Annotated in this window: 18 protein-coding genes; 7 read left to right on the top strand and 11 right to left on the bottom strand. The window is 60.8% G+C overall.

The features are described 5' to 3' along the window. The first annotated feature begins 53 nt into the window (after positions 1-53). Both JOE27_RS21005 and JOE27_RS21000 read left to right on the top strand, forming a co-directional pair. Positions 54-1,094 (top strand): NADP(H)-dependent aldo-keto reductase, encoded by a 1,041-nt coding sequence (locus tag JOE27_RS21005; protein WP_119688319.1) that lies wholly within the window; start codon positions 54-56, stop codon positions 1,092-1,094. Positions 1,095-1,313: 219 nt separating this feature from the next. Then, positions 1,314-2,234 carry a GlxA family transcriptional regulator gene (locus JOE27_RS21000; protein ID WP_174142280.1) on the top strand — a complete coding sequence of 307 codons (921 nt, stop codon included), beginning with the start codon at positions 1,314-1,316 and terminating at the stop codon, positions 2,232-2,234. 174 nt (positions 2,235-2,408) lie between these two features. Here the strand turns inward: JOE27_RS21000 and zapE are convergent, their stop codons facing one another. The 3 genes from zapE to JOE27_RS20985 all read right to left on the bottom strand — a co-directional run bounded on the left by zapE (position 2,409) and on the right by JOE27_RS20985 (position 5,599). Further along, complete coding sequence (gene zapE, locus JOE27_RS20995; RefSeq protein ID WP_042111177.1) at positions 2,409-3,503, bottom strand: cell division protein ZapE; 1,095 nt, start codon at positions 3,501-3,503, stop codon at positions 2,409-2,411. Positions 3,504-3,588: 85 nt separating this feature from the next. After that, positions 3,589-4,938, bottom strand: coding sequence for a tryptophan--tRNA ligase (locus tag JOE27_RS20990; protein ID WP_012312845.1), 1,350 nt, complete (start codon positions 4,936-4,938; stop codon positions 3,589-3,591). Between the two features lie 25 nt (positions 4,939-4,963). Beyond that, positions 4,964-5,599, bottom strand: a complete 636-nt coding sequence (locus tag JOE27_RS20985) for an alpha/beta fold hydrolase (RefSeq protein ID WP_115273633.1) — start codon at positions 5,597-5,599, stop codon at positions 4,964-4,966. Positions 5,600-5,735: 136 nt separating this feature from the next. Here JOE27_RS20985 and JOE27_RS20980 point away from each other — a divergent pair, with 136 nt between their 5' ends. Then, positions 5,736-6,173, top strand: coding sequence for a DUF1043 family protein (locus JOE27_RS20980; RefSeq protein ID WP_012312843.1), 438 nt, complete (start codon positions 5,736-5,738; stop codon positions 6,171-6,173). 185 nt (positions 6,174-6,358) lie between these two features. Here JOE27_RS20980 and JOE27_RS20975 read toward each other — a convergent pair whose 3' ends face one another. Then, positions 6,359-7,552: a methionine gamma-lyase gene (locus tag JOE27_RS20975; protein WP_204919839.1), complete on the bottom strand. Its 1,194-nt coding sequence runs from the start codon at positions 7,550-7,552 to the stop codon at positions 6,359-6,361. A gap of 127 nt (positions 7,553-7,679) precedes the next feature. Here JOE27_RS20975 and JOE27_RS20970 point away from each other — a divergent pair, with 127 nt between their 5' ends. Continuing rightward, positions 7,680-8,159 (top strand): Lrp/AsnC family transcriptional regulator, encoded by a 480-nt coding sequence (locus JOE27_RS20970; protein ID WP_039604488.1) that lies wholly within the window; start codon positions 7,680-7,682, stop codon positions 8,157-8,159. A gap of 1,192 nt (positions 8,160-9,351) precedes the next feature. Then, positions 9,352-9,711 carry a hypothetical protein gene (locus JOE27_RS20965; RefSeq protein WP_147405238.1) on the top strand — a complete coding sequence of 120 codons (360 nt, stop codon included), beginning with the start codon at positions 9,352-9,354 and terminating at the stop codon, positions 9,709-9,711. Between the two features lie 639 nt (positions 9,712-10,350). On the opposite strand, the gene cysN is transcribed toward JOE27_RS20965, so the two are convergent. The 3 genes from cysN to JOE27_RS20950 all read right to left on the bottom strand — a co-directional run bounded on the left by cysN (position 10,351) and on the right by JOE27_RS20950 (position 14,169). Next, positions 10,351-12,252 carry a sulfate adenylyltransferase subunit CysN gene (gene cysN / locus JOE27_RS20960; RefSeq protein ID WP_204919836.1) on the bottom strand — a complete coding sequence of 634 codons (1,902 nt, stop codon included), beginning with the start codon at positions 12,250-12,252 and terminating at the stop codon, positions 10,351-10,353. A gap of 15 nt (positions 12,253-12,267) precedes the next feature. Beyond that, positions 12,268-13,185, bottom strand: a complete 918-nt coding sequence (cysD, locus tag JOE27_RS20955; protein ID WP_009684445.1) for a sulfate adenylyltransferase subunit CysD — start codon at positions 13,183-13,185, stop codon at positions 12,268-12,270. A gap of 225 nt (positions 13,186-13,410) precedes the next feature. Then, on the bottom strand, positions 13,411-14,169 hold the full coding sequence (locus JOE27_RS20950; RefSeq protein WP_012312837.1) for a Nif3-like dinuclear metal center hexameric protein: 759 nt from the start codon (positions 14,167-14,169) through the stop codon (positions 13,411-13,413). Positions 14,170-14,327: 158 nt separating this feature from the next. Between JOE27_RS20950 and algW the strand changes: the two genes are divergently transcribed. Next, positions 14,328-15,488 carry a Do family serine endopeptidase AlgW gene (algW, locus tag JOE27_RS20945; RefSeq protein ID WP_115273626.1) on the top strand — a complete coding sequence of 387 codons (1,161 nt, stop codon included), beginning with the start codon at positions 14,328-14,330 and terminating at the stop codon, positions 15,486-15,488. A gap of 103 nt (positions 15,489-15,591) precedes the next feature. Here the strand turns inward: algW and JOE27_RS20940 are convergent, their stop codons facing one another. The 4 genes from JOE27_RS20940 to JOE27_RS20925 form a co-directional block, all read right to left on the bottom strand. Continuing rightward, a complete protein-coding gene (locus JOE27_RS20940) occupies positions 15,592-16,356 on the bottom strand; it encodes an amino acid ABC transporter ATP-binding protein (RefSeq protein WP_012312835.1) in 765 nt (254 codons plus the stop codon). Between the two features lie 10 nt (positions 16,357-16,366). Continuing rightward, positions 16,367-17,464: an amino acid ABC transporter permease gene (locus JOE27_RS20935; RefSeq protein ID WP_046784831.1), complete on the bottom strand. Its 1,098-nt coding sequence runs from the start codon at positions 17,462-17,464 to the stop codon at positions 16,367-16,369. Between the two features lie 10 nt (positions 17,465-17,474). Then, a complete protein-coding gene (locus JOE27_RS20930; RefSeq protein WP_119688313.1) occupies positions 17,475-18,653 on the bottom strand; it encodes an amino acid ABC transporter permease in 1,179 nt (392 codons plus the stop codon). 67 nt (positions 18,654-18,720) lie between these two features. Further along, positions 18,721-19,749, bottom strand: coding sequence for an amino acid ABC transporter substrate-binding protein (locus JOE27_RS20925; protein ID WP_046784829.1), 1,029 nt, complete (start codon positions 19,747-19,749; stop codon positions 18,721-18,723). 330 nt (positions 19,750-20,079) lie between these two features. Here JOE27_RS20925 and JOE27_RS20920 point away from each other — a divergent pair, with 330 nt between their 5' ends. Further along, a complete protein-coding gene (locus tag JOE27_RS20920; protein ID WP_046784828.1) occupies positions 20,080-20,736 on the top strand; it encodes an alpha/beta fold hydrolase in 657 nt (218 codons plus the stop codon). The last annotated feature ends 31 nt before the right edge of the window (positions 20,737-20,767 follow it).

Genomic DNA, 20,767 nt, shown 5'->3' with positions numbered 1-20,767 from the left:
CGAAAAATTTCAACCTGCTTTTATGGGTGTCTTTGCCAAGGAGTGTTTTCCCGATGGAATACCGCAAGCTCGGCCGTACCGATCTCGATGTCAGCGCCCTGTGCCTGGGCACCATGACCTGGGGCGAGCAGAACGACGAGGCCGAGGCCTTCGCCCAGATCAAACTGGCCAAAACCAGCGGGGTCAATTTTATCGACACCGCCGAAATGTATCCGGTGCCGCCACGCCCCGAGACCTATGCCGCCACCGAGCGCATCATCGGCAACTGGTTCCGCCAGCACGGCGACCGTGATGACTGGATTCTCGCCAGCAAGGTCGCCGGCCCCGGCAACGGTATCAGCCACATCCGCGACGGCCAGCTCAAGCACAACCGCCAGCACATCGTGGCGGCGCTGGATGCGAGCCTTGAGCGCCTGCAAACCGACCGTATCGACCTGTATCAGCTGCACTGGCCGGAGCGCAGCACCAACTTCTTCGGCAAGCTGGGTTACCAGCACCTGCCGCATGACCTGTTCACCCCCCTGGAAGAAACCCTCGAGGTGCTCGACGAGCAGGTGCGGGCAGGCAAGATCCGCCACATTGGCCTTTCCAACGAAACGCCGTGGGGCACCATGAAGTTCCTGCACCTGGCCGAAACCCGCGGCTGGCCCCGGGCGGTGTCGATCCAGAACCCGTACAACCTGCTCAACCGCAGCTTCGAGGTGGGCCTGGCGGAAGTGGCCATCCGCGAGCAGTGTGGCCTGCTGGCCTACTCGCCGCTGGCCTTCGGCATGCTGTCGGGTAAATACGAGAACGGCGCCCGGCCGGAAAAAGGCCGCCTGACCCTGTTCAGCCGCTTCGCCCGCTACTCCAACCCGCAGACCGTGGCGGCCTGCAGCCGCTATGTGCAACTGGCCCAGGCACACGGGCTGGACCCGGCACAAATGGCCCTGGCATTCGTCACCCGCCAGCCCTTCGTGACCAGCAACATCATCGGTGCCACTGACCTGGTACAACTTCAGAGCAACCTCAAAAGCCTGGAGCTGAACCTGAGTGATGAGCTGCTGGCGGCGATCGAGGCCGTTCATCAGGAGCAGCCCAACCCGGCACCTTGAACAAAGCTGCAAGAAAAAGCAGAGCGGTGTCGCAGCCTCTGCTTTTTTCTTGCCGCTTGCAGCTTGAAGCTTGCAGCTCGACAAAAAACATAAGACGATCCAGCCGGTGATTGACCACTCTACCCTATAAGAACAATGACAATGATGTTTACCCAACCCTCCGCGTCATTGCGGCGCGTCAGCATCCTGGCCATTGACAAGGTGTTCGCTTCGACCTTGATGCAAGCCAAGGACTTTTTCCACCTCGCCAGCCTGCGCTACAGCAAACAGCTGGGCCTGGGCCTGCAGCCCATGTTCGAGATCTGCCTGGTGAGCCCCGACGGCCGGCCGGTGGACAGTTTCAGCAATGTGCAGCTGCCGGTCGATGGCGGCCTGGACGACGCCGATGTGATCATCCTCCCAGCCTTCTGGGAAGACTTCGACAACCTGCTGCAACGTTATCCGCAAGTGCTGCCCTGGTTGCGCGAGCAACATGCCCGCGGCGCCGTACTCTGCGCTGAAGCCAGCGGGGTATTCTGGCTGGCCGAGTCCGGCCTGCTCGACGGCAAGGAGGCGACCACCTACTGGCGCTTCTTCACCAGCTTCGCCGAGCGCTACCCGAAGATCCGGCTGAACCAGGACAAGCACCTGACCGACGCCGACAACCTTTACTGCGCCGGCGGCACCACCTCGGCCTGCGACCTGTACATCTACCTGATCGAACGCTTCTGCGGGGCCAACGTGGCCCGCGCCGTGGCCCGTGACATCCTCTACGAAGTGCAGCGCAACTACACCCCTGGGCGCATGGGTTTCGGTGGGCAGAAGCTGCACCAGGACCTGATCATCCTGCAGATTCAACACTGGCTCGAGGAGCACTTCGCCGACAAGTTCCGCTTCGAGGATGTGGCCCGCAACCATGGCATGAGCATCCGCAACTTCATGCGGCGCTTCCAGGGCGCGACCGGCGACAAGCCGCTGCACTACCTGCAGCGGCTACGGATAGAAACAGCCAAGGGGTTGCTGTCGAGCACACGCAAGAGCATCAAGACCATCAGCTATGAAGTCGGCTATGACGATGCGAGTTTCTTTGCGCGGCTGTTCCGCCAGCACACGGAGTTGTCGCCGAACCAGTATCGGCAGCAGTTTATGCAGGAAGCCTGAATTCAGCCCAAGCGACCGTCTGTAGGAGCGGCCTTGCCGGGGCGCCGGACCGGTCGGAAAGGGTCGCGCAGCGGCCCCAGGTTCTGTGGCGCCACAAAAAACATCGGGGCCGCTGCGCGCCCCTTTCCGACCGGTCCGGCGCCCCGGCAAGGCCGCTCCTACAGCGCAAGGACCTCAGGGCTTGTGCGCGCGGGCCAGGAATTCGTGCGACTGCATCTCCAGCAACCGGCTCAAGGTGCGCTGGAACTCGAAGCTCAGGCGCCCACCGGTGTACAAATCCTTCAGCTCTACCTCGGCCGAAATGATCAGCTTGACGTTGCGGTCGTAGAACTCGTCCACCATGTTGATGAAGCGCCGGGCGATGTCGTCGGTGGTGACGCCCATCTGCTCGACGTTGCTCAACAGCACGGCATGGAAAATCTTGCCCAGTTCAATGTAGTCGTTCTGGCTGCGCGGCCCGTCGCACAGGGCGCGGAAGTCGAACCAGGCGACATCGTCACAGGTACGCAGCGCATGGATCGGGCGGTTCTCGATCATCAGCACGTCATTGTCGACGGCCTGGGTACACTCGGGTGTCAGCGCCTTGAAGCTCGCACGCATGCTCTGCTCGGCAGCCTCGTCGAGCGGGAAGTGGAACAGTTCGGCCTGCTCCAGGTGACGCAGGCGGTAGTCGACCCCGCTGTCGACGTTCACCACGTCCGTATACTGCTTGATCATGGCGATGGCCGGCAGGAAGCGCGCACGCTGCAGGCCATCCTTGTACAGGCCGTCGGGGACGATGTTGGAGGTCGCCACCAGCGATACGCCGTTCTTGAACAGCTCTTCCATCAGAGTACCGAGGATCATGGCATCGGTGATGTCGGAGACGAAGAATTCGTCGAAACAGATCACCTTGGCTTCATCGCTGAAGCGCTTGGCGATGATGGTCAGCGGGTTCTTCTCGCCCTTGAGGGTTTTCATTTCCTCGTGAACGCGCTTCATGAAGCGGTGGAAGTGCGTACGCATCTTCTGCTTGAACGGCAGCGCTTCATAGAAGGTATCGACCAAGTAGGTCTTGCCCCGCCCTACCCCGCCCCAGAAATACAGGCCTTTGACCGGCGTCTGCTCCTTCTTGCCGAACAGCTTGCCGAACATGCCCGGCTTGTTGTTCTGCGCGTGCACCAGGTCGTCGTACAGGCGCTGCAAGTGACGCACCGCAGTTTCCTGCGCCGCATCATGGAAGAAGTCGGGACGTTTCAGATCTGCTTGATATCGTTCTAGGGGCGTCATGATTTCGTTAGCGAGGCAACAAAAAACGGGCCGTCACTGTAGCGACCGGCCCGCCTAATGGCAATCAGACTTGCGTCAAACTGTCTCAGTCCTGCTGCGGCGCCAGGGCCTCACGCAGGCTTTGAACGGCCACGTCACGGGCCTGGGCACTGGCAAACTGCGGCCCGTCGGCAACCTGCTCGCCGTTCAGCCACAAGCTGAAGCCCAGGCCTTCGACACGCACATCGGCGTCGCCGCCCTGCTGCAACTGCTTGCTCACCGCACCCGCGCTCTTGCCGTCGGCGAAGCTGCGAGACAACAGCAGTTGCTCGCCATCAGCGGCCAACAGGCGGAAGCGGAAGCTGCCGTCCTCGTCACGGAAGCTGACGAAGCGTGCGCTCTTGACGGCCTTCTTCTTCACCTCTGTAGTGGCCTGCACGCTGCTACGGAACGAGCGCAGGCCAACGGCCTCGCGCAGTTGTTCGAGGAACGGCGTGGCGGTCTTGCGGGCCTTGGCAGCGCCGGCCAGCAGGATGTCTTCCAGGTCCGACGGGCGGGAAATCAGTTGGTGATAGTGCTCACGCTTCTCGGCCAGTTGCCCGTCAAGCAGCTGGAACAGGCGCTGCTTGGCCTCGCCCCAGCCCAGGCCCTGCAGCAGTTCTTCGCGAAACTCGGCGCATTGCACCGGCGTCGAGAAGGCCTGGAACAGGGTGAACAGGTGCGCGTTGTCCGGGTCTTTCGCTTCGCCAGGTGCACGCGAGTCGGTGACGATGCGCGAAATGGCGTCTTTCATGTCCTTGGCGCTGGAGAAAAGCGGGATCGTGTTGTCATAGCTCTTGGACATCTTGCGCCCGTCCAGGCCAGGCAACGTCGCCACACTTTCTTCGATAACCGCCTCTGGCAAGGCGAAGAAATCCTTGCCTTGGCCGAACAGGTGGTTGAAGCGCTGGCCGATGTCACGGGCCATTTCCACGTGCTGGATCTGGTCGCGACCGACCGGCACCTTGTGCGCGTTGAACATCAGGATGTCCGCCGCCATCAGCACCGGGTAGCTGTAAAGGCCCATGGTCACGCCGGCGTCCGGGTCTTCGCCATTCTCGAGGTTCTTGTCCACCGAAGCCTTGTAGGCGTGCGCACGGTTGAGCAGGCCCTTGGCCGCAACGCAGGTGAGCAGCCAGGTCAGCTCGGGGATCTCGGGAATATCGGACTGACGATAGAAGGTCACCTTGTCCGGGTCGAGGCCGCCGGCCAGCCAGGTAGCAGCGATTTCCAGACGCGAGCGCTGAATGCGCAGCGGGTCATCGCACTTGATCAGGGCGTGGTAGTCGGCCAAAAAGTAGAACGAGTCGGCCCCCGGCTGCTGGCTGGCGACGATCGCCGGGCGAATGGCACCGGCGTAGTTGCCCAGGTGTGGGGTACCGGTGGTGGTGATACCAGTGAGAATGCGCGTGGTCATGGGTGTTCGCTTATTCAGGCTTGGCTCAATTCGAAAGGCGCGGCAGCAGCAGATCCTTCAGATCGGTCAGCTTGCCATGGAAGAAGTGTCCGCATTCTGCCACTTTCAGCAGCTCATGGGGGCGCGGCAGCGTGTCAGACCATTCGTAAACGAGCTGCGGTGCAACGACTTCGTCGGCATCTGGCTGCACCACGGTGATCGGGCAGCGCTGCGGCAAGGGGAACTCTGCAGTCAGGCGCATCACGGCCGGGGCAATCATGAACAGGTGCTGCAGCGTGACGTCAGCGCTCTCAAGGCGCCCGGCCAGGCTGGTGGCGACAAAGCCGCCGAACGAGAAGCCCATCAGCACCAGCGGCAGGTGCGGGTGTTTTTCGCGCAACCAGGCTGCGGCAGCTTGTGCATCGGCCACTTCACCAGCGCCCATGTCATGGCTGCCCGCGCTCTGGCCAACACCGCGGTAATTGAAACGCAATGTCACGTAGCCAGCGTCGCGTGCCGTGCGCTGCAGGGTCGAGACCACCTTGTTGAGCATGGTGCCACCCTGAACCGGATTGGGGTGGCAGATCAGCACCGCGCCACGGGCGTCGGCCACGTCCAGGTACAAGGCTTCCAGCTGGCCGACGGGGCCATCGATGAACAAGGGGGTTTCGCGGACAAGCAAGGCACTCACTCCGTGACCTCGAAGGGGGTCGATTCGTCTAGGGTAGGAATTCTGTTCTGATTTGCGATCGCTCGCGGTATACAGCGCAGGTCTGAGCCGTTAACGTAAAGCAAAGCCGTTTATAGAGGAAGGACTCGTGGAACTCTCGCTCCTTGTTTGGTTGTTGCCAACCCTGGCCCTGGTCATCGGTGTGGCGGTCGGTTTCATCGTGGCCCGCCTGCTGCCCAATGCTGCGCCGACCAACACCCAGCGCCAACTGGACGACATCCAGAAGCGCTTCGACAGCTACCAGAACGAAGTGGTCACCCACTTCAACAGCACCGCAATGCTGGTCAAGAAACTGACCCAGAGCTACCAGGATGTCCAGGATCACCTGGCCGAAGGCGCCAATAGCTTGGCCCTTGATGAAGTCACTCGCCAGCGCCTGCTGGCTGCACTGCACTCCGAGTCGGCCCAGGCACCACGTGACCGCCTGACGCCGCCGAAGGACACCGCCGAAGTACCGCGCGACTATGCGCCAAAAGCGCCGAACTCGCCGGGCATGCTTGACGAGAGCTACGGGCTCAAGCGTTGATCTGCTGAACACGTAAAAGGCCTCGTAAGAGGCCTTTTTTGTGGATGCCGTTTTCCTGCCCGTGCACGACCCAGTGTAGGAGCGGCCTCGCGCCGCGAACGGGCTGCAAAGCAGCCCCGGCAATCTTGCAGGATGGCTGAAATCCGGGGGCCGCTGCGCGCCCCTTTCGCGGCACAAGGCCGCTCCTACAGATGCCCCAGCGCCTGCTCGATGTCCGCCAGCAGGTCTTGCACATCCTCCAGCCCCACCGATAACCTCACCAGCCCCTCCGATATCCCGTGATGCGCCCTCTCCTGCGGTGTGTAGCTGGAATGGGTCATGCTCGCCGGGTGCTGCGCCAGCGACTCGGCATCCCCCAGGCTTACCGCACGGGCAAACAGTTGCAACGCATTCATGAAGCGCCGGCCAGCCTCGTTTCCCCCTTTGAGTTCGAAGGCGATCATCCCGCCAGGCAGACGCATCTGCCGCTGCGCCAGTTCATACTGCGCGAACGTGGGCAGCCCAGGGTAATGGATAACTTCGACCTGCGGCTGGCGCGCCAGAAACTCCGCCACCTGCTGGGCATTGGCGCAATGGCGGTCCATGCGCAAAGCCAGGGTCTTGATGCCCCGCATCAACAGCGAAGCATCGTGCGGCGACAACACTGCGCCGGTCATGTCCTTGAGCCCTTCCAGGCGAATCCTGTCGACCAGTGCCTTGCGCCCCACCACCAGGCCGGCGGTAATGTCGCCATGGCCACTGAGGTACTTGGTCGCCGAATGCACCACCAAGTCCGCCCCAAGCTCCAGCGGCCGCTGCAGATAAGGCGTGCAGTAGGTGTTATCGACCACCACAAACACATCACTGCCTTGCACTGCCTCGACGACGGCCGCTATATCCACCAATTGCATGTTGGGATTGGCCGGCGTTTCGAAGTAGATCATCCGCGTTTTGCCGTTAATCGCCGCTTTCAGTGCCTTGGCATCGTTAAGGTCGACATGGCGAATCTTGACCCCGAACTCGCCGATGCCATGGTGCAGGAACGCGAAGGTGCAGCCATACAAGGTGCGCCCGACGATCAACTCATCACCAGGCCGCAGCAGGGTCCAGATGGTCGAAGTGATGGCGCCCATCCCCGACGCCAGCGCCAATCCCGCCTCTGCGCCCTCCAGCGAGGCCATGCGCTGCTCAAGCAAGGCCAGGGTGGGGTTGGAGATGCGGCTGTAGAAGTGCCCCGCCTCCTCCCCGGCGAAGCAGGCAGCACCGTATTCGACGGTCGGGAAGGCATAGGTAGCGGTCTGGTACACCGGTGGCACCAGGGCACCACCGTGGGAAAGCGGATCGTAGCCATGGTGAATGGCCCGTGTGGAAAAACCGGTGTTGTTATGGGAGTCGCGCATGGCAACAGCCTCTTGTGGTTTGTTATAAGCTTATGCCACCGAGCTGCCCGATTTTTTCCAAAATAGCCCACGCATCTGCGTGCTTGCTGGAACAAAAACAACAATTAACGGACCAGGAGGGCAAAACATGCCTTCAAGCCTCGACCGCACCGACCGCGCCCTACTCGCCGCCTTACAGGACAACGCCCGCCTCACCGTCGCCGAACTCGCCGACCAGGTAGCCCTGACCACCTCGCCCTGCTGGCGACGGGTCAAGCTGCTGGAGGACAACGGCTACATCACCGGCTACCAGGCTATTCTTTCGCCCAAATCGCTAGGGTTTGGGGTAACTGCGTTCGTCAGCATCATGATGGACTCGCACACCAAGGAAATGGCGCTGGCGTTCGAACAGCGGCTGATGGAAATCCCCGAGATCGTCGCCTGCCACAACATCTCCGGGCGCTATGACTTCCTGCTGGAAATCCTCGCACGGGACCTGGAGTCGTTCGGCGAATTTACCCGCGAAGTGCTGCAGCGCTTGCCCGGGGTGAAGGAGATCTATTCGAGCTTTTCCTACAAGGCAGTTAAGGAAAAACGCGTGATCCCCGTGTCGGAAACGCATATCTGAATGAGACCTTTCAAGCCGGAAGTAGGGCTAGCTTTCCCCATTTCCTCCAATGAGCAGTTGCTCAATAACACAACCAGTCAAAAAGTCACCTAAGAGCGCACTAAAATCTAAATCCACACAAAACCACCAAGCGTATTAAGTTTGGTGGTCTACATTCAGCGAAACGCGATTATGCATCACGGATAGTCATGTGGAATCTTAATGAGTGGCGGAGGGATTGGTGGATAGACCTCCGGATATATTTTGGTTCTACGCGGCAGCCGTCCAGGCACATAGCCATAGCGCGCCCATCGCACCTCCCCATTACGACCGTCAAAGATCAGGATATTTCCCGTATCAGTCAACGCAAGATAGTTGTTTTCCCAGTAGGACCTATCCAGTGTTTCAGTGGACTGTGCGGACCAGATCCGCAGTCGGACAGGATCATATAAAAATCCGGAGTTGCTGACAACGAACTGGAGTGACTCGCGAGTTCGTAACCGAAATGTAGAGCTATGAGGTTGACTCTCGTCTGCCACCCATACGACGGTCCCCCCATCTTCCAACACAAGATTTCCATCATTTCGAAGACGCAGAATAAACCGGCCATTCTCTGATTTTATAAACTGCCCAGCCTGCATGGCTTGATTAGGAGGTAGCAATATCCCACCAGAACCAAGGAAAGGCTGATAGCGTATTTTCCGATACTTACTTCGTCCCATTGCACACCTCATTCCTATGGATACACATGGAGTGCTCAAGCAGCGCTCCATGGCCATCATGGGTACATAGCGCGCAAAACAACACATAGAATTACTCCCCACCAAATCCGGAACAAATTCCTACGCATCAAGGCGGAATTTCCTACACCTATTGCGCCATACTAATTCTCGAAAACAAGGCATAATTCAAGAACAAACCGCTCACCCAGTCCCTGCACAGCAACGTGTACCCCTCGAGCAAATAATTACTTTAACGAACTCTACCCCATGAAAAAGCTAGCGATCACCACCCTATTATTCCTAAGTGGATGCACCGGCGAAATGCCTATGCTTCTCCCTGACAAACAAGAAATCCACTTTAAATGCGACATGGACCCCTACAAGCAGGGCTGCGAACGACAGAAGGATTACCAAGAACACTTCCGATGGATAGATAACACAAAACAAAACAACCCTACGGAGTAATTACTCGAAATTCGAAATCCATGTGCTTGCTTCGCGACAACACAGAACTGCAGCAGCCTCATGCAGACCTGCCAAAGGCAATCGAGCGCAGGATCCGGCAGATACAATTGGAGCAGCAGATCTGTTTCGACTGTCTGCCTAACTTCGTACAGCATCAGGTGGTTCAGGCCACGTCCATTCAGGATACCGATACCCTGCCCCAGCGGCTGTCGGCATACTTGAATACCGCCAACGGTCTGATTGAGGCCAAGAAGGCGCAAGTACCGGCATTCAGCGAATCCAACCCGAACATCATCGGGCCACTGTCCAAGCCGCAAACCGAAGCCTTGCAACATTTGGTCTATGAGCAGGCCACACGTCGAGCCGGACAACTGTGGGCGGACTAACATCGCGCACTCGCGCTGACCGAATCCATTCGCTACCTGCAAGGGTTCAGCGCTGCGATGCAACCTGGCTCAGCGCGCCATTGAGGTGGAGCAACTTCAAGCCAGGCACGCGGCAGAACAGGCTGCGGCACAGGAAGCTGCGCGGCTGAAGGCCGAGACGCAATGATTGGCTGCCGAGGAAGCTGCACGAAAACAGGCAGAAGTCGAACGACTGGCAGCACACGCTGAACGTCAGCGCCAAGAAGCGGCACGCCAACGCATCAGCTACATCAGCGATGCCCGAACCGCATCCTCAGTACCCACCATCACTCCGATCGGCGCGGCAACGTTCGCACTAGCGGAAAGTGCGTCCACTGTAATGCTGGAGGCTATCAAAGCAGCAGTAGCTGGCATGGGGGCGGTGACCGTTGCGGCTGCTCCTCAGTTCATCGTCACCGCTCTGGCAGCAGCTTGGCCATCAACACTCGGTAGTGCTGATCGGCGCTACCTTGTCAGCACCCCACTCTCCAGACCCAAGCCTTCTTGGCACTTTCGGCGCCTTGGCCATCATCTTTTCCACCGGATGTAGCGGATTAGCCATGCGCCCTCCAATAAACAAAAAACCCGCCGAAGCGGGTTTTTTGATGCAGCAGCCAGCGCTTAGATCGCGCCGCGCTGACGCAGCACGTCCAGCACCTGTTTCACACCTTCGTCCACGCTAGTGTCCTGGGTGTCGATAACAAGGTCAGCATCCAGCGGCACATCGAACGGGAAGCTTTCACCCGGGATGTTGTCTCCACCGGCAGCGTACAGGCCTTGCGGGTCGCGCTCACGGCAGGCCAATGGCGAGGCCTGGACGTAAACGGTCACCAGGCGCTCCTTGCCGATCAGCGCCTTGGCCTGCTCGCGGCCTTCGGCATCCGGGGCCACGAACGCGGCCAGGGTCAGCAGGCCGGCTTCGTTGAACTGGCGCGCCACATGGGCGGCGCGGCGCCAGTTTTCGGTGCGACCGGCGCGGTCTTGCGGCAGGCCCTTGTTCAGGTCGTGGCGCAGGTTCTGGCCGTCGAGCACGTAAACTGCACGGCCCATGTCGAACAGCTTGCGCTCCACGGCATAGGCCAAGGTGCTCTTGCCAGCGCCGGACAGGCCGCTGAACAGCACGGTGGCTGGCTGCTGGCCGAAGCGCAGGGCGCGCTCTTCGGTGGACACGTGGGCCTGCTTGCCATGCTGGCCGGTGCTGCCGTGCGGCAGAACAGGCGGAGCGATGATCATGCCGGCGCCGACGGTGCCGTTGGTCAGGCGGTCGATGACGATGAACGCACCGGTGGTGCGGTTGCTGTCGTAGCCGTCCAGGGCGATGGCGCTGTCCAGCGACACCTTGACGCGACCGATCTCGTTCAGTTGCAGCGCGCTGGCTGCATCTTTTTCGAGGGTGTTCACATCGACCTTGTGGGTGATGCTGGCAATCGAGCCTGGCACGTAGCTGGTGGCGCGCTTGATGTCGTATTTCTTGCCCGGCAGCATCGGTTCTTCGGCCATCCATACCAGCATGGCGTCGAACTGGTCGGTCACTGGCGGGACGTTGTCGGCATGCACCAGCAGGTCGCCACGGGAGATGTCGATCTCGTCTTCCATGGTCAGGGTCACAGCCTGGCCTGGGCCGGCGTTCTCCAGCTCACCTTCGTAGGTGACGATGGACTTGACCCGGCTGCTCTTGCCCGAGGGCAGTACGACGATTTCGTCACCTTTGTGCACAACGCCGCTGGCAAGGGTACCGGCGAAGCCGCGGAAGTTCAGGTTCGGGCGGTTGACGTACTGCACCGGGAAACGCAGGTCGGTGAAGTTGCGGTCGGCCGCGACCTCGACGGTTTCGAGGATTTCCATCAGCGCAGGGCCGGTGTACCACGGCGAACGCTCGCTGCGGTTGACCACGTTGTCGCCCTTGAGCGCCGACATCGGCACGAAGTGCAGGCTGCTCGGGGTCAGGTTGATGGCATCGGCGAACTTCAGGTAGTCGGCCTTGATTTCCTCGAAGACGCCTTCATCGAAGCCTTTGAGGTCCATCTTGTTGACCGCGACGACGATGTGCTTGATGCCCAGCAACGAAGCGATGTAGCTGTGGCGGCGGGTCTGGGTCTGCACGCCGTAGCGGGCATCCACCAGAATGATCGCCAGGTCGCAGGTGGACGCGCCGGTGGCCATGTTGCGGGTGTACTGCTCGTGGCCCGGGGTGTCGGCGATGATGAACTTGCGCTTGGCAGTGGAGAAGTAGCGGTAGGCGACATCGATGGTGATGCCCTGCTCACGCTCGGCCTGCAGGCCATCGACCAGCAGCGCCAGGTCGACTTCCTCACCGGTGGTGCCGGACTTCTTCGAATCACGGGTGATGGCCTCGAGGTGGTCCTCGTAGATCATCTTGGAGTCGTGCAGCAGGCGCCCGATCAGGGTGCTCTTGCCGTCGTCGACGTTGCCGCAGGTCAGGAAACGCAGCAGTTCCTTGCGCTCGTGCTGGGCCAGGTAGGCGAGGATGTCCTCGCTGATCAGATCAGATTGGTGCGACATGGAGTAACCCTGAAATTAGAAGTAGCCTTGGCGTTTCTTGTCTTCCATGGAACCGGCGCCATCGTGGTCGATGACACGGCCCTGGCGTTCGGACGTTCGGGTCAGGAGCATTTCCTGAATGATGTCCGTCAGGGTCTCGGCTTCCGACTCGACAGCACCCGTCAACGGGTAGCAGCCCAGGGTACGGAAACGCACCTTCTTCTTGACGATGCGTGCTTTCTCTTCCTCGGAGAGGTGCTCGAGGATGCGCTCGTCGTCGATCATGATCAGGGTGCCGTTCTTCTCGATGACTTCACGCTCGGCGGCGAAGTACAACGGCACGATCGGGATGCCTTCAAGGTAGATGTACTGCCAGATGTCCAGCTCGGTCCAGTTCGACAGGGGGAACACGCGGATCGACTCGCCCTTGTTGACCTTGCCGTTATAGACGTTCCACAGTTCCGGGCGCTGGTTCTTCGGGTCCCAGCGGTGCTTGCTGTCACGGAACGAGTAGACGCGCTCTTTGGCACGTGACTTCTCTTCATCGCGGCGGGCACCACCGAAAGCGGCGTCGAAACCATGCTTGTCCAGTGCCTGCTTGAGGCCCTGGGTTTTCATGATGTCGGTGTGCTTGGAGCTGCCATGGGTGAACGGGTTGATGCCCTGCGCCACACCTTCGGGGTTGACGTGGGTGATCAGCTCCAGGCCCATTTCCTCGACCATCTTGTCGCGGAAGCGGTACATCTCCTGGAATTTCCACTGGGTGTCGACGTGCATCACCGGGAACGGCAGTTTGCCTGGGAAGAAGGCTTTGCGCGCCAGGTGCAGCATCACGGCGGAATCCTTGCCGATCGAGTACAGCATCACCGGGTTGTCGAACTCGGCGGCCACCTCGCGGATGATGTGGATGCTTTCCGCCTCCAGCTGTTTCAAGTGCGTCAGTTTGTCGACCATGGCTACTCACGTAAAACGATCTTATGGACGGCCTTCGGGCCGTGTTCGAGCGAGCCACTTTATCACAGCGGCTGATTCTATTTAGGCGCCGGACTAGATCGAAAAGGTCTAACGATATGACTGGGGGTTTGGCTATCAAAGGGCCGCTCTGCGGCCCAATCGCCGGCAAGCCGGCCCCACCGCCCCATGGGAGCCAGCTTGCCGGCGATGAGGCCGAAGATGGCCTCAGATAGGGTTCGGGCAGTCGATGAACAGGTGCTCCAGAGCAAAGCGCCGCGCCAGGTAGTCGCCCAGCGCCTGCACACCATAGCGCTCGGTGGCATGATGCCCGGCGGCAATGAAGCTCACGCCATTCTCGCGGGCACTGTGGTAGGTCTGTTCGGACGCTTCACCACTGATGAACAAGTCCACCCCGGCAGCAATCGCCGTATCGATATAGCCCTGCCCACCGCCCGTACACCAGCCGACGCGACGGATCACCTGGTCACCTTCGACCAGCAGGGGTTCGCGCCCCATGACCTCCTGAACACGGCGGGCGAAATCGCGCGCCGTCACAGGCTCGGCCAACGAGCCGACCAGCCCGACCACCTTGGGGTCGCTTGGGTCCAGCGGCCCTTCGACGGTGATGTCCAGCTGGCGGGCCAGTTGCACGTTGTTGCCGACCTCAGGGTGCACATCCAGCGGCAAGTGGAAGGCCAGCAGGCTGATGTCGTGCTTGAGCAGGGTTTTCAAGCGCCGCTGCTTGATCCCGGTAATGCACGGGTTCTCGCCCTTCCAGAAATAACCGTGGTGTACCAGCACCAGGTCGGCCTGTGCCTCGACCGCCGCATCCAGCAATGCCTGGCTGGCGGTGACGCCGCTGACGATGCGGCTGACCTGCGGGCGGCCTTCGACCTGCAGGCCGTTGGGGCAGTAATCCTGGATTTTCGCGCTACCCAGGTAACGCTCGGCTTCTTCAACCAGGGTGTCAAGGGCGACGGCCATGGAAAATCTCCTCGAAATCTGCACGTTCAACGGGAACAACGCCCGTATAATGGCCGCCATTATGGGCCGTCGCCGGCGTTGGGGAAACCGGTGTATGATCGCGCGCGTTCGCGCCCCGCCGCGCCACCATGGCCCTCGCCCACTCCCAGGATTCGTTCATGTTCAAGGCTTTGCGTTATTTTGGCTGGCCCCTGCTTACCGGCATACTGATCGCCATGCTGATCATCCAGCGCTTCCCGCAGTGGGTCGGCCTGCCCAGCCAGGATGTAAACCTGCAACAAGCGCCACAGACCACGCAGATCATGCAAGGCCCGGTGTCCTATGCCGATGCCGTCACGCTCGCCGCCCCTGCCGTGGTCAACCTGTACACCACCAAGGTGGTGAACAAGAGCGCCCACCCGCTGTTCGAAGACCCGCAGTTCCGCCGCTTCTTCGGCGACAACCTGCCCAAGCAACGGCGCTGGGAGTCGAGCCTCGGCTCGGCGGTGATCATGAGCCCCGAGGGCTATCTGCTGACCAACAACCACGTCACCAGCGGCGCCGACCAGATCGTCGTGGCGCTCAAAGACGGCCGCGAAACCCTGGCACGGGTGATCGGCAGCGACCCCGAAACCGATCTGGCGGTATTGAAGATCGACCTCAAGAACCTGCCGGCCATCACCATCGGCCGCTCCGACACCATCCACATCGGTGACGTCACCCTGGCCATCGGCAACCCCTTCGGCGTCGGCCAGACCGTTACCATGGGCATCATCAGCGCCACTGGCCGCAACCAGCTGGGCCTGAACAACTACGAAGACTTCATCCAGACCGACGCCGCAATCAACCCGGGCAACTCCGGCGGCGCGCTGGTCGATGCCAACGGCAACCTGGTCGGCATCAATACGGCGATCTTCTCCAAATCGGGCGGCTCGCAGGGCATCGGCTTCGCCATACCGGTCAAACTGGCGCTGGAAGTGATGAAGTCGATCGTCGAGCATGGCCAGGTGATTCGTGGCTGGCTGGGTATCGAAGTTCAGCCGCTGAGCCAGGAACTGGCCGAATCGTTCGGCATGCAAGGGCGCCCAGGCATCGTTGTAGCGGGCATTTTCCGCGATGGCCCGGCGCAGAAGGCCGGGTTGCAACTGGGTGACGTGATCCTGAGCATCAATGGCGAGCCGGCCGGTGACGGGCGCAAGTCGATGAACCAGGTGGCGCGGATCAAGCCCAACGAGAAGATCACCATCGAGGTGATGCGCAACGGGCAGCAGTTGAAGCTGATCGCCGAAGTGGGGCTACGGCCGCCGCCTGCGCCGGCTGCGGCTCAGGAAGAGAAGTAAGGCTTCAAGATCCGGGGCTGCTTTGCAGCCCTTTCGCGACACAAGGCCGCTCCTGCAGGCAAAACGCGTGACCCTGCAGGAGCGGCCTTGTGCCCCTACAGCATCAGTGCAGGATCTGGCTTAGGAACAGCTTTGTCCGGTCACTGCGTGGCCGGTCGAAGAAGTCATCCGGCGCAGCCTGCTCCACGATCTCCCCCTTATCCATGAAGATCACCCGGTTCGCCACAGTGCGGGCAAAGCCCATTTCGTGGGTCACGCAGAGCATGGTCATGCCGTCCTCGGCCAGGCCAACCATGGTGTCGAGCACTTCCTTGACCATTTCCGGGTCGAGCGCCGACGTCGGCTCGTCGAACAGCATGATTTTCGGCTTCATGCACAGCGCCCGGGCAATCGCCACGCGCTGCTGCTGGCCACCGGACAACTGCCCAGGGTACTTGTGCGCCTGCTCCGGGATACGTACCCGCTCCAGATAGTGCATGGCGATTTCCTCGGCCTTGCGCCGCGGCATCTTGCGTACCCACATGGGCGCCAGGGTGCAGTTTTCAAGGATGGTCAGGTGCGGGAACAGGTTGAAGTGCTGGAACACCATACCCACCTCACGACGGATCGCCTCGATCTGCTTGAGATCGTTGGTCAACTCCACACCATCGACCACGATGCGCCCCTGCTGGTGTTCTTCCAGGCGGTTGAGGCAGCGGATGGTGGTGGACTTGCCCGAACCGGAAGGCCCGCACAGCACGATACGCTCACCCTGGCGCACGTTCAGGTTGATGTCCTTCAGTACATGGAACTGGCCGTACCACTTGTTGACGCCCTGCATCTGGATGATGCCTTCGGGGCCGGCAGGCTGCTTGATCGCTTCACTCATTTCGAAACTCCTAACGCTTGTGGCCAGTGTCCAGCTTGCGCTCCAGGTGCATGGAGTAGCGGGACATACCGAAACAGAAGATCCAGAACACCAGGGCTGCGAACACATAGCCCTCGGTGGCCATGCCCAGCCAGGCCGGGTCGGCGGCAGCCTGCTTGACGCTGTTGAGCAGGTCGAACAGGCCGATGATGATGACCAGGCTGGTGTCCTTGAACAGGGCGATGAAGGTATTGACGATGCCAGGGATCACCAGCTTCAAGGCCTGCGGCAGGATCACCAGGCCCATCGAGCGCCAGTAGCCCAGGCCCATCGCCGCAGCGGCTTCATATTGCCCCTTGGGGATGGCCTGCAGGCCGCCGCGCACCACCTCGGCGATGTACGCCGACTGGAACAGGATCACGCCGATCATGGCCCGCAGCAGCTTGTCGAAGCTCATGCCTTCGGGCAGGAACAACGGCAGCATCACCGACGACATGAACAGCACCGTGATCAACGGCACGCCACGCCAGAACTCGATGAAGGTCACGCAGACCACCTTCACCGCAGGCATGTTTGAACGCCGCCCCAGGGCCAGCAAGATGCCCAGCGGCAAGGCACCGACGATACCCACCGTGGCGATCACCAGGGTCAGCATCAGCCCGCCCCACTGGCTGGTCGGCACGCTTTCCAGGCCCAGGTAGCCGCCATGCAGCAGCGTGTAGGCCAGGAACGGGTACACCACCAGAAAGCCCAGGCCGTAAACGGCCTTGCGCGGGAAGCGCTTGATGAACAGCGGCGCAGCGCCAAGCACGGCAAGCCATACGGTCAGGTCCACGCGCCAGCGCAACTCAGCCGGGTAATAGCCGTACATGAACTGGCCAAAGCGCTGCTGGATGAACACCCAGCAGGCACCCTCCTTGGTGCAGTCGGCGCGCGTGGTGCCGACCCAGTTGGCGTCGATCAACGCCCACTGCAGCAGCGGCGGCACGATCAGCCATACCAGGTACACGGCGAACAGGGTCAACAGGGTGTTGAGCCAGCTGGAGAACAGGTTTGCCCGCATCCATGCGAGCACGCCGACGGTCTTGACCGGTGGCGGCATGTCAGGTTTGAAAACATGAGCATTCACGGGCGTATCCTCACCGCTCGATCAGCGCAATGCGCTTGTTGTACCAGTTCATCAGCAGCGAGATGCTGATGCTGATGGCGAGATAGACACTCATGGTGATGGCGATCACCTCGATGGCCTGGCCGGTCTGATTGAGTACGGTACCGGCGAACAGCGAGACCATCTCCGGGTAGCCGATACCGGCCGCCAGCGACGAGTTCTTCGCCAGGTTCAGGTACTGGCTGGTCAGTGGCGGAATGATCACCCGCAGTGCCTGGGGGATGATCACCTTGCGCAGCGTCGGGCCTTCGCGCAGCCCGAGCGAACGGGCGGCTTCGGTCTGGCCATGGCTGACCGAACGGATGCCCGAACGCACGATTTCGGCGATGAACGCGGCGGTGTAGATGGTCAGCGCCAAGGTCAGCGCCAGCAGTTCCGGGATCAGTACCCAGCCGCCAACGAAGTTGAAACCTTTGAGCTGCGGGACTTCCCACTGCACAGGGCTGCCGAACAGCAATGCACAGAGGCCTGGAATCACCACCAACAGGGCAAGCCCTGCCCAGAACTTATGGAACGGCTCGCCGGTTTCGTTGAAGCGCTTGTTGGCGTAACGCACCATCGCCATGATGGCTACGATCGCCAGGGCTACGGCAGCGACGAACGGCCAGAAGCCGTCGGCCATCAGGGCGCCGGGCATGTTCAGGCCACGGTTGCTGATGAAGAAGGCATCGTCGAAGCTGATGCTGCCCCGTGGCCCCGGCAGGGTCAGGAACACGGCGAAATACCAGAAGAGGATCTGCAGCAGCGGCGGGATGTTGCGGAACGTCTCGACATACACGGTCGCCAGCTTGTTGATCATCCAGTTCGGTGACAGGCGAGCCACACCGATGATGAACCCCAGGATCGTTGCCAGGATAACGCCGATGAAGGTGACCAGCAGGGTATTGAGCAAGCCGATCACGAACACCCGCGCATAGCTGTCGGACTCCACATAGGGAATCAGATGCTGGGCGATGCCGAAGCCGGCACTGCGGTCGAGGAAGTCGAAACCGGACGTAATGCCCCGGTGTTGCAGGTTGGTTTGAGTATTGTGGAACAGGTACCAGCCCAGACCCACCACGAAGATGATCGTGAGAATCTGGAACAACCACGCGCGCACACGTGGATCGCTCAGGGTCAGCCCCTTTTGTGCGCCGATTCGATTTTGCATGAAGTGCCCCGGACAGTAGGGATTCGAACAGCCTGCGGCGGCGGAATGCCGCCGCAGGGTGCAGCCATCAGCGCACAGGTGGCGCGTACTGGATGCCGCCGTTGTTCCACAGGGCGTTCATGCCACGGTCGATCTTCAGGTCAGTGCTCTGGCCCAGGTTCTTCTCGAACACCTCGCCATAGTTACCCACTTGCTTGACGATCTGCACTACCCAGTCCTTGGGCAGCTTCAGGTCCTTGCCGTACTCACCGTCAGCGCCGAGCAGGCGGGCGGTGTCCGGGTTCTTGGTGGACTTGGCCTCGGCTTCGACGTTCTTCGAAGTGACGCCCGCCTCTTCGGCATTGAGCATGGCGAACAGGGTCCACTTGACGATGCTGAACCACTCCTCGTCGCCCTTGCGTACCACCGGGCCCAGCGGTTCCTTGGAGATGGTTTCCGGCAGCACCACGTAGTCGGTTGGCCCGGCCAGCTTGGAACGCTGGGCGAACAGCTGCGACTTGTCCGAGGTCAGCACGTCGCAACGGCCCGACTCCAGCGATTTGGCGCTCTCGTCGGAGGTATCGAAGGTGATCGGGGTGTACTTCAGGCCGTTGGCGCGGAAGTAGTCGGACACGTTCAGCTCGGTGGTGGTGCCTGCCTGGATGCAGATGGTCGCGCCATCGAGTTCCTTGGCACTGGAAACACCCAGCTTCTTGTTGACCAGGAAGCCGACGCCGTCATAGTAAGTGACGCCTGCGAACACCAGGCCCATGCCGGCATCGCGCGAGCTGGTCCAGGTGGTGTTGCGCGACAGCACGTCGACTTCGCCGGACTGCAGCGCAGTGAAGCGTTCCTTGGCGTTGAGCTGGCTGAACTTGACCTTGGTGGCATCGCCGAACACGGCGGCGGCCACGGCGCGGCAGACATCAGCGTCGATACCGACGATCTTGCCCTGCGCATCAGGTACCGAGAAGCCTGGAAGACCGTCGCTCACGCCACACTGGACGAAGCCCTTCTTCTTGACCGCATCGAGGGTGGCGCCGGCCTGGGCATTGCTCACGGCGCCCAGCGCGGCGGCAGCGGTGAGGACTGCCAGGGTGGTTTTCAACATCTTCATTCACAACCTCCAAATCGCTCTTGTTGTACGAGCCGGAATTGCACCGCACCCTTATGAGGCGCATCCGACCCTTGTTGGCTTGTTATTGGGTCAATGGCGCAATGGGCTGTTCTATGACAGCCTTCGCGTGACAAGGGTGTTACCGTACCGGCCCGACCCTTGCATCGAAGGTTTCATAGCAAGGGGCGTACCACAGTTGGCGGCTAAAGCGTTTAAGCGCTCGTCAAGTAGGGAAAGTTGTATCGTTGCGACATTCTTTTTCCGACAATCATTTCCAGCGCCTTCTTTTTGCGCATGCCTTCATACGATTCGCACACTTTCGGAGCAGTCATGACCCACCCGTTGATTCTCGAACCCCAGAAAACCGCAGACGCCTGTGTGATCTGGTTGCACGGCCTGGGCGCCGACCGTTACGACTTCCTACCGGTTGCCGAATTCATGCAGGAGCGTCTGCTCAGCACACGGTTCGTCATGCCCCAGGCGCCGACCCGGCCTGTCACCATCAACGGCGGCTATGCAATGCCCAGTTGGTACGACATCAAGGCCATGACCCCGGCCCGCGCCATAGACGAAGCGCAGCTGGAAGAATCGGCTGACCAGATCATTGCCCTGATCGAGGCCGAGCGGGCCAAAGGCATCGACCTGGCACGGATCATCCTGGCCGGGTTCTCCCAGGGCGGCGCCGTGGTGCTGCACACTGCTTATATAAAGTGGCAAGAAGCACTGGGCGGCGTGATCGCACTGTCTACCTATGCACCAACCTTCAACGACGGCCATCAGTTGAGCGCCTGCCAGCAACGTACCCCCGCCCTGTGCCTGCACGGCGTGCACGACCCGGTGGTGATCCCCTCCATGGGCCGCACCGCCTTCGAGTACCTGAACACCTGGGGCGTGGCCGCGCGGTGGCAGGAATACCCAATGGAACACGAGGTGGTGGTGGCAGAGCTGAGCGATATCCACGACTGGCTGAGCAAGCAACTGCAATAGGCAGGCTCTCTTGTAGTTGTGGGCGCATTCC

This window comes from Pseudomonas sp. M5, from assembly GCF_016907075.1.
GTDB classification, from domain to species: Bacteria; Pseudomonadota; Gammaproteobacteria; order Pseudomonadales; family Pseudomonadaceae; genus Aquipseudomonas; species Aquipseudomonas putida_E.
Note: the sequence above shows the minus strand (reverse complement) of the source record. Positions and strands in the feature narration are given on the sequence as shown.

Bases quoted from the DNA above. Each gene is read 5' to 3' on its own strand.
- JOE27_RS20925 (WP_046784829.1), bottom strand. From the start codon at position 19,749: ATGAAGATGTTGAAAACCACCCTGGCAGTCCTCACCGCTGCCGCCGCG.
- JOE27_RS20950 (WP_012312837.1), bottom strand. From the start codon at position 14,169: ATGGCCGTCGCCCTTGACACCCTGGTTGAAGAAGCCGAGCGTTACCTG.
- JOE27_RS21000 (WP_174142280.1), top strand. From the start codon at position 1,314: ATGCAAGCCAAGGACTTTTTCCACCTCGCCAGCCTGCGCTACAGCAAA.
- cysN (WP_204919836.1), bottom strand. From the start codon at position 12,252: ATGTCGCACCAATCTGATCTGATCAGCGAGGACATCCTCGCCTACCTG.
- JOE27_RS20990 (WP_012312845.1), bottom strand. From the start codon at position 4,938: ATGACCACGCGCATTCTCACTGGTATCACCACCACCGGTACCCCACAC.
- JOE27_RS21005 (WP_119688319.1), top strand. From the start codon at position 54: ATGGAATACCGCAAGCTCGGCCGTACCGATCTCGATGTCAGCGCCCTG.
- algW (WP_115273626.1), top strand. From the start codon at position 14,328: ATGTTCAAGGCTTTGCGTTATTTTGGCTGGCCCCTGCTTACCGGCATA.
- cysD (WP_009684445.1), bottom strand. From the start codon at position 13,185: ATGGTCGACAAACTGACGCACTTGAAACAGCTGGAGGCGGAAAGCATC.
- JOE27_RS20920 (WP_046784828.1), top strand. From the start codon at position 20,080: ATGACCCACCCGTTGATTCTCGAACCCCAGAAAACCGCAGACGCCTGT.
- JOE27_RS20930 (WP_119688313.1), bottom strand. From the start codon at position 18,653: ATGCAAAATCGAATCGGCGCACAAAAGGGGCTGACCCTGAGCGATCCA.
- JOE27_RS20970 (WP_039604488.1), top strand. From the start codon at position 7,680: ATGCCTTCAAGCCTCGACCGCACCGACCGCGCCCTACTCGCCGCCTTA.
- zapE (WP_042111177.1), bottom strand. From the start codon at position 3,503: ATGACGCCCCTAGAACGATATCAAGCAGATCTGAAACGTCCCGACTTC.
- JOE27_RS20975 (WP_204919839.1), bottom strand. From the start codon at position 7,552: ATGCGCGACTCCCATAACAACACCGGTTTTTCCACACGGGCCATTCAC.
- JOE27_RS20940 (WP_012312835.1), bottom strand. From the start codon at position 16,356: ATGAGTGAAGCGATCAAGCAGCCTGCCGGCCCCGAAGGCATCATCCAG.